Annotated in this window: 7 protein-coding genes; 3 read left to right on the top strand and 4 right to left on the bottom strand. The window is 74.7% G+C overall.

What is annotated here, in order from left to right; translation table 11 throughout:
• Positions 1-237: 237 nt before the first annotated feature.
• On the bottom strand, positions 238-798 hold the full coding sequence (locus OO62_RS16320) for a MarR family winged helix-turn-helix transcriptional regulator (RefSeq protein WP_033268104.1): 561 nt from the start codon (positions 796-798) through the stop codon (positions 238-240).
• Positions 799-996: 198 nt separating this feature from the next.
• Between OO62_RS16320 and OO62_RS16315 the strand changes: the two genes are divergently transcribed.
• The gene (locus tag OO62_RS16315; protein WP_033268103.1) at positions 997-2,295 is read left to right on the top strand and encodes an MFS transporter; all 1,299 of its coding nucleotides are present in this window, start codon (positions 997-999) and stop codon (positions 2,293-2,295) included.
• Positions 2,296-2,374: 79 nt separating this feature from the next.
• Here OO62_RS16315 and OO62_RS16310 read toward each other — a convergent pair whose 3' ends face one another.
• On the bottom strand, positions 2,375-4,195 hold the full coding sequence (locus OO62_RS16310) for an ATP-binding SpoIIE family protein phosphatase (RefSeq protein ID WP_033268102.1): 1,821 nt from the start codon (positions 4,193-4,195) through the stop codon (positions 2,375-2,377).
• A 312-nt stretch (positions 4,196-4,507) separates the two neighbouring features.
• Positions 4,508-5,887 carry an NAD(P)/FAD-dependent oxidoreductase gene (locus OO62_RS16305; RefSeq protein WP_078617194.1) on the bottom strand — a complete coding sequence of 460 codons (1,380 nt, stop codon included), beginning with the start codon at positions 5,885-5,887 and terminating at the stop codon, positions 4,508-4,510.
• Positions 5,888-6,331: 444 nt separating this feature from the next.
• Here OO62_RS16305 and OO62_RS16300 point away from each other — a divergent pair, with 444 nt between their 5' ends.
• Complete coding sequence (locus tag OO62_RS16300) at positions 6,332-7,207, top strand: TetR/AcrR family transcriptional regulator (protein WP_033268100.1); 876 nt, start codon at positions 6,332-6,334, stop codon at positions 7,205-7,207.
• 414 nt (positions 7,208-7,621) lie between these two features.
• Entirely contained in the window at positions 7,622-9,550 is a 1,929-nt protein-coding gene (locus OO62_RS16295) for a sigma-70 family RNA polymerase sigma factor (protein WP_051733257.1), read from the top strand.
• Positions 9,551-9,749: 199 nt separating this feature from the next.
• Here the strand turns inward: OO62_RS16295 and OO62_RS16290 are convergent, their stop codons facing one another.
• Entirely contained in the window at positions 9,750-11,861 is a 2,112-nt protein-coding gene (locus OO62_RS16290; protein WP_033268098.1) for an asparagine synthase-related protein, read from the bottom strand.
• Positions 11,862-12,190 lie beyond the last annotated feature (329 nt).

Below are 12,190 nucleotides of genomic sequence, written 5' to 3'. Positions count from 1 at the left end.
AGGGGGTTTGTTCGCGCCTTTCGGCGTGATCACTACGTTAGCGGAATTCCTCGTCGGCACATAATCGCGCCGCGGTCCGAATTTCGGCATGCCGAAATTGTTCCCGGTGAGGGGCCGTGCAGTAGTGGTGTGCCGCGAAGCGGCGGGATGGTTACCGCAGAACCGTTCCGGCGCTGTGGCAACTCGGAGGACACTACAGATCGGGGGAGGCGGTGTCAACCCGCCGTGTCAACCCTATTAGTCGAGGTCGCTCAGTCGCCCGCCGGCGTCCGGCTGGGCGTCCTCGACGCGGCGCAGCAGGCGGGTGAGCACCTGGCCGAGGAGCTGACGCTCGTCGCCGGAGAGGTCCTGGAGGAGGTCCTCTTCGAAGACCGTGGCCAGGCGCATCGCCTCGAGCCACTTCTCGCGGCCCTCGTCGGTCAGCTCGACGATCACGCGGACGCGGTTGTTCTCGTCGCGCTCGCGCGTCACGAGGCCCTCGTTCGCCATGCGGTCGATGCGGTGGGTCATGGCGGCCGGGGTGAGGCCGAGGCGTTTGGCGAGCTCGCCGGGGCCCAGGCGGTAGGGGGCGCCGGCGAGGACGAGGGCCTTGAGGACCTCCCATTCGGCATTGCTCATGCCGAGGGTGGCGGTCTGCCGTCCGTAGGCGACGTTCATGCGCCGGTTGAGGCGCTGAAGTGCGGAGACGACCTGCTCCACCTGGGGGTCGAGGTCCTGGAATTCGCGCTGGTAGGCCGCGATCTGTTCCTCGAGGCTCGGCTCGGCCGCGTCGGCGGCCGCATCGGAGGGCTCAGGCATGCGGCGCAGTATGACACGAAAGTGATTGGCGTTGAAGTTCTTCTCGGTGTAGTCTTTAGCTTCGAACTTTAGGGCTGAAGTCTTCAGGGTGAGACTGTCCGGACGTGAACCGTCCGGCGCGGGCTCGCCCTGATGTCTGTGCGGCTCACGGGGTTCGTCCTCCTTATTCGTCTGACGACCTGACCTAGGTAGGTGAGTGTGACCACCGCGATGGGCGCCGCGCTGCGCCGGATCCAGCTGGGGAACGCGCTGAGCGCGTTCGGCAACGGCTTCACGGTTCCGTATCTGTACGTCTACGTGGCGAAGGTGCGGGATCTCGGCGCGAGTACGGCCGGTGTGGTGCTGGCGATGCTGGCGGTGGCCGCACTGGTCGTCCTGCCGCTGACCGGTCGGGCCATTGACCGGCGCGGGCCCCTGCCGGTGGCCATCGCCGGTACGGTCTCCGCCGCCGTGGGCGCGCTGGGGATCGGCCTGTCCGCCACCGAGCCGCTGGTCATCGCGTCGGCTGTCGCGCTCGGCGCCGGTATAGCGGTCATCCAGCCGGCCCTGGCGACGATGATCGTGTGGTGCTCGACCACGCTGACCAGGTCGCGGGCGTTCGCCACCCAGTTCTTCCTGAACAACCTGGGGCTGGGTGTCGGCGGGCTGGTCGGCGGGCTGCTGGTCGACGAGTCGCACGCATCGAGCTTTGTGCGGCTGTTCGCCATCGAGGCGGTCATGTTCCTGGTCCTCGGGGCGGCGGTGGCGACCGTACGGCTGCCGAAGGTGCCGAAGGTCGAAGACGCGGTGCCGAGCGAGGAGCGGGCCAAGGGCGCCTGGCGGGCGATGTTCGCGGACCGGCGGATGGTCTGGCTGTGCGTGCTGGGGTTCGTGCTGTTCTTCGCCTGCTACGGGCAGTTCGAGTCGGGGCTCGCGGCGTATGCGACCGAGGTGACCCGGATTCCGCCGTCGAGCCTGGGTATCGCGCTCGCGGCCAACACGGCGGCGATCGTGGCGGCGCAGTTCGTGGTGCTCAAGCTGGTCGAGCGGCGGCGGCGCAGCCGGGTGATGGCGCTGGTCGGACTGATATGGACGGTGGCGTGGCTGGCCGCCGGGCTGTCCGGGCTGGTGCACGGGGCGCAGGCGATCGCGACGACGCTGCTGATCTCGACGTATGCGCTGTTCGGCATCGGGGAGTCGATGCTGTCGCCGACGGTGGCTCCGCTGGTGGCGGACCTGGCGCCGGCCTCGCTGATCGGTCAGTACAACTCGGCGTTCGCGCTGGTCAAGCAGCTGGCACTGGCGGTCGGGCCGGCCGTGGGTGCGTTGATGGTGGGGCACGGGATGTACGTGGCGTACATCGGGATGCTCGTGATCTGCGCGTTCGGCATCACGGTGCTGTCGCTGTGGCTGGGGCGGATGCTGCGGCCCGGTCAGGACAATCCGCACCGGGCCGTGGCGACGGTGCCCGCCGCGCGGGTGCCGGTCGAGGCCGAGACGGTGGCCTGCGGCGCCTGAGCCGGGGGCGTACAGGACAGCGGGCCGGGTCGGCGGGCGTTTCGCCCGCGGGCCCGGCCCGTCGTGTCAGGACCGCCGGTCATCCCCGGGGCAGGGCGAACTCGCACCACACCGCTTTTCCGCCTCCCGGGGTGCGGCGTGAGCCCCAGGCGGAGGCGATGGTGGCGACGATGGAGATGCCCCGGCCGGCCTCGTCGACCGGTTCGGCGCGGCGGCGGCGCGGGAGGTGGTCGTCGCCGTCGGTGACCTCGATGATCAGCCGGCGGTCGGTGCGGCGCAGCCGCAGCCGCATGGGCGGATGGCCGTGCTGAAGGGAATTGGCGACCAGTTCGCTGGCGGCCAGGACCCCGAGGTCGTGCAGCTCGGGTGAGAAGCGCCAGGAGGCGAGGACGCCGGAGGCGAAGGCGCGGGCGCGGGGGGCCGCTTCGGTGCCGCCGTGGAGTTCGAGGGCGGCGTTGTGGAAGAGCTCGGCGTCGTGCCCGGTGCGCTCGGGGTGCTGGAGGACGAGGATGGCGACGTCGTCGTCGTGCGTGGCCGTGATGCCCAGGGAGCGCAGCAGCCGGTCGCAGACGATGTCGGGGGCGCCTGCCGCGCCGGCGAAGGCGCGCTCCAGGGCCTCGACGCCGTCGTCGATGTCCTTGTCGCGGCGCTCGACCAGGCCGTCGGTGTAGAGGACGGCGCTGCTGCCGGGGCCGAGCGGGACGGAGCCGGAGGTGTGCAGCCAGCCGCCGGTGCCCAGGGGCGGTCCGGTGGGCTCGGCGGCGCGGCGGACCGAGCCGTCCGGGTCGCGTACGAGGATCGGCAGGTGGCCGGCCGAGGCGTAGACGAGCCGGCCCTCGTTGGGGTCGTGGACGGCGTAGACGCAGGTGGCGATCTGGCTGGCGTCGATCTCGGCGGCCAGGCCGTCCAGGAGCTGGAGGACCTCGTGGGGCGGGAGGTCGAGGCGGGCGTAGGCGCGGACCGCGGTGCGCAGCTGGCCCATGACGGCGGCGGCGCGCACCCCGCGGCCCATGACGTCGCCGATGACCAGGGCCGTACGGCCGGCGCCGAGGGTGATCACGTCGTACCAGTCGCCGCCGACCGCGGCGTCGGTGCCGCCGGGCTGGTAGGTGGCGGCGACGCGGAGGTCGTCGGGCTGCTCCAGTTCCTGGGGCAGCAGGGAGCGCTGGAGGGTGACGGCGGCCTCGCGCTGGCTGGCCTCGCTGGCGCGCAGTCGCTCGGCGGACTCGATCTGGTCGGTGACGTCGGCGCCGAAGACCAGGACGCCCTTGTGGGGCGCGACGCAGGCCACCTCGGGGTCGGGCGCCGGGCCGCTGGCGGCGACCTCGATGGGGGTGCAGGTGAAGGTGTAGTAGCCGTCGCGGGTGCGGTCGCCGCCGGCGCCGCCGGCGACCTTGCGGGACTTGACGGTGCGCGGCTTGCCGCTGCGCAGGACCTGGTCCATCAGGGGGAGCAGGCCGAGGGCGTCGAGCTCGGGGAGCGCCTCGCGGGCGGTCCGGCCGGCCGGGCGGGCGCCGAAGACGGTGGCGTAGGCGCCGTTGACGTACGCGAGGCGGTGCTCGGGGCCGTAGACGACCGCGACCAGCGCGGGGATGGTGCCGAGGATCTCGTGGACGGAGAGGGCGTCGACGGTGGGCGGCAGGGCCGCGGGCGTGGCCTCCTGGGAGGCGGCGGTGTCCTCGTGCTCGGCACGGGCCGCGGGGACGGAGCCGGTGGTGGTGGCGGCCGTCGGCGGGCTCGGCGTGCCGTCCACTGCCGCGGGCGCGGTGGCGGCTTCGGGCGCCGTCTCGGGCGGGCCGGACGGCGTGCCGGACGCGGGGCGGGGTGCGGCGCGGTCGGACCGCGCGGCGCCGCGCCGCTGCGTGCCGGGGAACTTGGCGCTCCAGCGCGTGAAGATCACGGAGGGGTACCTCTTACTTCGCGTTGTCGCGCGGGATCGGGCCGTCGGCGGGGCGGGACCTCCCGGCCGGCGGCCGGGGGAGGATCGACTGGGGGCACTCTCGGCGCCCTTTTGCGGAATGCAGCAAACGTCCTGAATCCTCGTGATTGTCACTCTTTGCAGATACGAGCCCACCCATGGTCACACGTCCAGTGTGGCCGACCGGACGGACATCCGTCAGACGCCAGGGAGCCGGCGGGGAGTTCCGCACTCCGCAAACTCCTGCCGCCACGGGGATGACGGCAGGTCAACTCCGGTGGCGGCTACGGCGCGTCAACTGGCCTCGTTGTGGCGCCCGGTGCCCGCGGCGAGTTCGAACTCGGCGCGCGGGTTCTCCAGCGATCCGAGCGAGACGATCTCGCGTTTGAACAGGCCGGCGAGGGTCCACTCGGCCAGCACCCGGGCCTTGCGGTTGAAGGTCGGCACCCGTCCGAGATGGTAGGCGCGGTGCATGAACCACGCCGGGTAGCCGCGCAGCTTGCGTCCGTAGATGTGCGCGACGCCCTTGTGGAGGCCGAGCGAGGCCACCGAACCGGCGTATTTGTGCGCGTAGTCCACGATCGGGCCGCCGCGCACCGCCGCCGCGATGTTCTCGGCGAGCACCTTGGACTGGCGTACGGCGTGCTGCGCGTTGGGCGCGCACAGGGCGCGGGGCTCGTCGGGTTTGGCGGGCGGCTCGGCCGTGACGTCGGGGACCGCCGCCGCGTCGCCCGCCGACCAGGCGTGTTCGACGCCGTCCACCTGGAGCGCGGCGGTGCACTTGAGGCGTCCGTGGCCGGTCAGCGGCAGTCCGCTCGCGGCCAGGATGGGGTGCGGTTTGACGCCGGCGGTCCACACCAGGGTGCGGGTGGGGAAGCGGGAGCCGTCGCTGAGCACCGCGACCCGCTTCTCGCAGGACTCCAGCCGGGTCTCCAGCCGTACGTCGATGTTGCGGCCGCGCAGCTCCCGTACGGCGTAGCGGCCCATGTCGGGGCCCACTTCGGGGAGGATCCGGTCGGTGGCCTCGACCAGAATCCACTTCATGTCCTCGGGTTTGACGTTGTGGTAGTAGCGGACGGCGTAGCGGGCCATGTCCTCCAGTTCGGCCAGCGCTTCCACACCGGCGTAGCCCCCGCCGACGAACACGAAGGTCAGCGCGGCGTCGCGGACCGCGGGGTCGCGGGTGGAGGAGGCGATGTCGAGCTGTTCGAGGACGTGGTTGCGCAGGCCGATGGCCTCTTCGACGGTCTTGAAGCCGATGCCGACGTCGGCGAGGCCCGGGACGGGCAGGGTGCGCGAGACCGAGCCCGGGGCGAGGACCAGTTCGTCGTAGGCCACCTCGATGGCGCCGTCGCCGGTCTCCTCGGCCGCCAGGGTGGTGATCGTCGCCCGGCGTTCGTCGTGGTCGATGGCGGTGACCTCGCCGACGACGACCTTGCACTGCGGCAGGACGCGGCGCAGCGGGACGACGACATGGCGCGGGGAGATGGAACCGGCCGCCGCCTCGGGCAGGAATGGCTGATACGTCATGTACGGCTCGGGGTCGACCACGATGACTTCGACGGTGCCCTGCCGCAGTTCCTGCTTCAGTTTCCGCTGGAGCCGCAGGGCGGTGTACATCCCCACGTAGCCACCGCCGACCACGAGAACGCGGGCCACGTTGTTCGAAGACACAGCCTTCACAGAGCTTCTCCTCGCGGTGTCGACCAGTCCCGGGACGGCACGATCCGCGGGCCGGCCGGCGGCGCGGCCACCATCGGGCGCTGCGCCCCCGGGAAAGCACAGCACTGTTCCATGACGCACCCCCGGGGCGCCTTTGTCCACAGGCTCGTCGAAAAGGATGGCCGGACGCGGCCCTGGGGACGGAACGGCACATTCCGCGTACGTCGGAGAAGCTGCGCTGGTCAGGGGCGGGCGGCCGGAGGGTGAGGGGGGCGTAATCCGGGCGGATCAGGCCGGTTGGGCCGATCGGGGGGCGCACTGTGCGGAAGGCCCCCTTCAATCTTGACCCGGGCTCAACTATGTTCGTATCTCGTTGGGGTGCACCCTCTCGTCGGTACGCCCCGACCGTCAGGGCGGGGAGTCTCCGGGGGGAGACGTCATTACCGGGGGATCAATATGCACATTCAGGGCTCTCAATGGCCGTCGGCCGTCGCTGTGGCACATGCCTCCGAAGGCAGCGGCACCAGTAACGGCAACGGCAGCAGCAACAACAGCGGAAACAGCAACGGGGGAAGTGCCGGCGGCGGTGCGGGCGCGGGCGGCCGGAGCACGCCGCTGCGGGTCGACGCACAGCGCAATCTGGAGCATGTGCTGCGGGCCGCGCGCGAGGTGTTCGGCGAGCTGGGCTACGGCGCGCCGATGGAGGACGTGGCCCGTCGGGCCCGGGTCGGGGTCGGCACGGTCTACCGCCGCTTCCCGAGCAAGGACATCCTGGTCCGCCGGATAGCGGAGGAGGAGACCTCGCGGCTGACGGACCAGGCGCGTACGGCGCTGGGCCAGGAGGACGACCCGTGGTCGGCGCTGTCGCGCTTCCTGCGGACGTCGGTGGCCTCGGGTGCCGGGCGGCTGCTGCCGCCGGGCATCCTGCGGGTGAGCGCGGGCACCGACCGGCCCGCACAGCCCGTGGCAGACGGACCGGAGCCGCCCCGGATACCGGAGGGCCTGGGCGAGGCCGCCCGGGTCCCGCAGCAGCGGGTGGCGCACGCCGATCTCCGGCTGGTCGACCGGCGGGACGAGCCGGCCGCCGACGGGGATCCGCAGGGCTCCGCCGAGGAGACGGCCGGCGCCGAGGCGCTGCTGGACGTCGTGGGGCGGCTGGTGGAGCGCGCCAGGGCGGCCGGTGCGCTGCGGCCCGATGTGACGGTCGCCGACGTCCTGTTGGTGATCGCCACGGGCGCGCCCGCGCTGCCCGACCCCACGCATCAGCAGGCGGCTTCCGCCCGGCTGCTGGAGATCCTGCTGGAGGGGCTGCGCTCGCGCCCGGCCCGGTGAGATCCGCCGGCCGGCGGCGTCCGGAGGGGCCCGGTCACCGGGTCCGCCGGACGGGCCGCGCGGGGCGGTGCGTTGCCGTGCCGCGTTCCGGCGCGGGGCGGTGCGTTGCCGTGCCGCGTTCCGGCGCGGGGCGGTGCGTTGCCGTGCCGCGGGTGGACGTCGAAAGGTGCCACCGGGCGTTTCGAGCGGGTGCCGAACGGTGCGGCCGGGAGCTGCGGGCGAGGTGGCCCGTACGGGTCGCGCGCGGCGTGTGGCCCGTTTGCGCATCATGGCCCGTACGGGTGAACGTCCGTGCGGCCGTCCACGGTTCCGCCTCGGATGAGTGGTTGACCGCAAGGCCCCTGAGGCGCCGCGGCCCCTTGTGGCACGCTGGCGCGATGTTCCGGTGTGACGGCGGCTTCGGGGGCCTCTGCGATGGGTGTTGACGGGCGGGACGAGCGGCACGAGCCACGCGAGCGCGACGGAGCGGGCGGGTCGGCCGGGTCGGCCGGGTCCGACGGGCGCGGCCCGCAGGGGCGCACCGGCGGTGGGCCCGCACAGGACAGGCACAGCGTGCCGCCGCAGCGCGCGTACGGCGCCGGCGCCCCGCCCACCGACTCCGGTGGTGGTGAACTCCCGCCGTCCGACGCCCAGTTGATCGCCGCACTGCGGGCCGGTGACGACACCGCGTACGAGGAGATGTACCGCCGGCACGCCGACGCGGTCCGGCGCTACGCCCGGCGCTGCTGCTGGGACGGGCACACCGCCGAGGACCTGACCGGTGAGGTCTTCGCCCGTACGCTCCAGGCGGTGCGCGGCGGCGCGGGCCCGGACACCGCGGTCCGCGCGTATCTGCTGACGACCGTCCGGCGGGTGGCCGCCTCCTGGGCGAGGACCGCGCGGCGCGAGCAACTGGTCGAGGACTTCGCGGTGTTCGCGCTGAACGCGGCCGGTGCTGCGCGGGACGACGACACCCTGGAGCTGGGCGCGGAGATCCGCGCCATGCACGAGGCCGAGCAGTCGATGGCCGTCCAGGCGTTCCGCAGCCTGCCGGAGCGGTATCAGACGGTGCTGTGGCACACCACCGTCGAGGACGAGTCGCCGAGTCAGGTCGCCCCGCTGCTGGGGCTGACCGCGAACGCCACCGCCGTCCTGGCGCACCGCGCCCGGGAGGGGCTCAAGCAGGCGTACCTGCAGGCTCACGTCAGCCAGGCGCTGACCGCCGGCGGGGACTGCGCCCGCTACGCCGACCGGCTCGGTGCGTATGCCCGGGGCGGGCTGCGGATGCGGGCCGAGCGGGGGCTGCGCAAGCATCTCGACGGGTGCGCCCGGTGCCGGACCGCCGCGCTGGAGGTCGAGGACGTCAATCAGCGGATCGGTGCGCTGCTGCCGGTCGCGGTCATCGGCTGGTTGGCCGCCGGGTACGCCGTCAAGACGGCCGCCGCGGTGGCCGGTGCGGCGGGTGCGGGTGCGGCGGCCGGTGCCGCGGCGGCCGCGGGAAGTGGCGGCGCCGGTGCGTCGGGCGGCAGCGGTGGTGCGCTCGTGGGCGAGGGGCTCGCCGCGCCGGTGAAGGTCGGTCTCGGCGTCGGGGCGGCGGTGGCGGCCGGCGCGGCGCTCGCGCTGGCCCTCACCGGCAGCCCCGGCCCGGCGCCGAAGCCGCAGGCCCGGCCCGCGCAGTCGGCGCCGCCGGCGCCGCGGAGTCCGTCGCGCGGCCCGGCGAAGCCGCTGCCGCCGGCGTCCGGTGCGGCGCCGGCCCCGAAGCCGACGCACACGCCGCGGCCGACGTCGACGCCCGCCCCGCCGGAGCCCGCGCCCAGGCCGAAGCCGAAGCCGACCCCGTCGCCCGCTCGCCCGACGCCGACGCCCACGCCGACGCCCACGCCGACGCCCCGGCCGCCCGAGCCCTCCCCGAGGCCGCCGCGGCCCGCTCCGACCACGTACCGGGTCGACGCACTCGACCACGACGTGACGGGCGACGGCAGCAAACCGGAGGTGCGGACCGCCGGGAGCAGCTGGCTGTGGCAGCGGCAGTCTCCGGAGATCGCCGGGACGACGTATGCGCACGGGGTGAGCGTGCACGCCCCGTCGTCCGTGCTCATCGATCTCAACCGGACGTGCACCGCGTACGACGCGCAAGCCGGCGTGGACGATCTCACCCTGGGGCTGGGTGCGCTGCGCTTCTCCGTCTACGCGGACGGGCAGCGGCTGTGGCGCTCGGGGGTGCTGCACGGCGGGGAGCGGGCGGCGCCGGTGCACGTCCCGTTGGCGGGACGCACGACGCTGCGGCTGGTGGTCGAGCCGGTCTCGCCGGTCGATGTGGTCGCGGTCGGGGACTGGGCGCAGGCGCGGATCAGCTGTCGGTGAGGGGCACCCCGGGCACCGAGGCACCGGCGGGCCCGGCGGGTGCGTGGCGTGCGGCGGCGTTCCCTGGGGGCGTGCGGTGTGTGCCCTCGGCGTGCGGGGCCGCGGAGTCGCCGTCGGATGCGCCGTTCAGCTGGGCGCGCGGCTCACCCGCCGTGCGCCGTCCTCCGCCCCCCGTCACACGACAGCTGCCGCGTCCCGCTCACGACAAGCGCGCCCGGGGGACCACTCCCGCGGCGACCGCCCGTTGGCGCGGTGCCTCGGCACCCGTCCAGCAGGTGCCGCGCCGCGCCACCAGGCGCCGCAACCACAGCTCCGTGGAGACCAGTTCGGCGAGCCCGTCCAACGGGAGCGGGGCGCCCTCGGCCGCGGCGCGCAGCGCCTTGCGGACCACCCGCGCCTCGATCAGCCCGGCGTCCGCCAGCAGCGGCGCGTCGAAGAGCCGCACCAGGTCGCCGACGGCGCCGCGCAGCCCGGCCCGTACCGCCGCGGTGTGGGTGAGGTGCGAGGTGGCGCCCCACCCGGGCGGCAGGTCCCGTACGCCCGCCCCGGCCAGTACGGAGCGCAGGACGGCGGCCCGTGCGCCCGGCTGCACCCGCAGGGTGTCCGGCAGCGCCCGGCAGGCCAGCACCACCTGGTTGTCGAGGAAGGGCGCGTGCAGCCGCTGGTTGCGGACCTCGGCGGCCTGCTCGAAGACGCGGTGGTCGGCGGCCTGCCGGGCCAGCGCCGCACGAGCCCGGCGCTCCCCGGGGCGGCCCCCCGCGGGCGAGCGGGTGGCGGCCTCGCCGAGCCGCACCGACACCTCGGCCAGCGCCTCCCCCGTGAGCCAGCGGGCCGCCGGCCCCGGCCGGCACCAGGCGAGCGCGGCCAGCGAGGCGTCCACGGCACCCCCGGTCGCCGGTTCGTCGGTGAACTGCCGCTCCAGCAGGCGCCGGGCCGCGTCGGCGATGCCCTCCGGGTACGGCGTACGGGCGAGTTTGCGGGCCGCGCGGTAGACCGTGAACGGCACCAGGACCGAGTGGGCGGACGGGCCGTCGGCCTTCGCCAACGCGGTGACCGGGCGCAGCAGATGGCGCCGGCGGCGGTCCATGAGGAGGTCGGCGAGCCGGGCCGGGTGGGCATCGAGGACCTGGCGGGCGCCGTGCCCGACGAAGTGGTCCGCGCTGCCGGCCAGCAGCCGCCGGCGGTGGCGGCCCGCCGTGGTGAGCGAGGGGCCCGGCTCGTCCGTGAGCGGGCCGCTGTCGAGGTCGGCGTACGGGAGGGCCTCCTCGCCGGCCGCGACGACGACGTGGTGCAGCCGCGGGTTGTCGGCGATGCTGCGGGCGCGCTCCAATTCGGCGTCGCGGTGGGCCTGCACACCGGCGGTGGCACGGTCGTTGAAGGTGACCGCCAGCAGGCGCTCGCCGTGGCCGCCCAGCCTTCCGGGCTGGCCGGGGAGACCGGCGGCCAGGAGGGCGAGGGTTCCCGAGGCGCTGCCTCCGGAGAGGTCGGCGCCGACGCCGGGGGCCGGCCCGCCCCGCGCGGCGCGCCGTTCGGCCGGCCCCATCCCGGGCACCGGGCCCGGGTCGAGACCGTCGAGCCCGTCCGGGTCGGGGGCGTGCCGGGGCCCGGCCAGCCGGGCGCGGACCGCCTCGACCAGGGCGTCGCGGACGCCGTCCACGGCTTGTTCCGGGGCGAGTTGGGGCGCGGCGACGGCGAGCGAGGTGGTCGGCTCGTAGGAGGTGACGTCGCGGGTGCCGCCGCGCAGCACCAGGGCGTGGCCGGGCGGGATCCGGCGGACGCCCTCGTACGGGGTGCCGGCGCCGAGTGCCTCGGGGACGTCCGGGCAGGCCAGCAGCGCGGCCAGGTGGCCGACGTCGAGGCTGGCCTCGATCAGGTCGGCCAGCGGGAGGGCGGCGGTGGCGTAGGCGGTGCCGCCGGCCCAGGGGGTGTGGAAGACGGGACGGGCGCCGGCCAGGTCTCCGGTGACGGTGATCCGGCGCCCCACCTGGACGACGGCGGTGTAGCTGCCCGGCCAGGCGGTGAGGTGGCGCAGGGCGCCGCCACGCGCCGCGAACAGCCCGACCCGCAGCTGGTCGTCGGTGGCCCCGCAGACCCCGAAGACGGCGAGCCGGGTCTCGGGGTCGGCCTGGACGACGCGGACCTCGTCCGGCCGCCAGTCGCCGACCGCCCACAGCGGATCCGGGTCGCCCCACAGGAGTTGGGCGCCCACGGGGAGCACGGCGCGGGCCTGTGCACCGGCCGCCGGCCCGGTGGCGGACGAGCCGGTAGCGACCCCTGTGGCGGCACTGCTCCACCCCACCAACCAGCGCATCGCCGCCTCCACCCGATTCCCCGCAGGGGCCAACGGCCGCCCCGTACAACGGATTGCCAAGCCGCCGCCAAGCTGTTGTGGCGACCATGCTGCCATGACCGTGGCGCGGCGGAGGCGTCGGAGCGGGCCTGTATACGGGCACTTCGCGGCGGGGACCGGTCCGGTAGGTGCCGCTGCCGGGCCGCGGGGCGTACCACGGGTGCGCCCTGAGGGCCCGCGAAGGCGGACCGGGTGCGGCGGCGGCGACCACGGTGCGGCGGCGAAGCGGGGCGGGCGCGGCACGGCGGACCACGGTGAATCCGGGCGGGCGCGGCACGGGGTGCCACGGC

It is taken from the genome of Streptomyces lydicus (genome assembly GCF_000717345.1).
GTDB classification, from domain to species: Bacteria; Actinomycetota; Actinomycetes; order Streptomycetales; family Streptomycetaceae; genus Streptomyces; species Streptomyces lydicus.
This window is presented reverse-complemented; position numbering and strand designations above follow the sequence as displayed.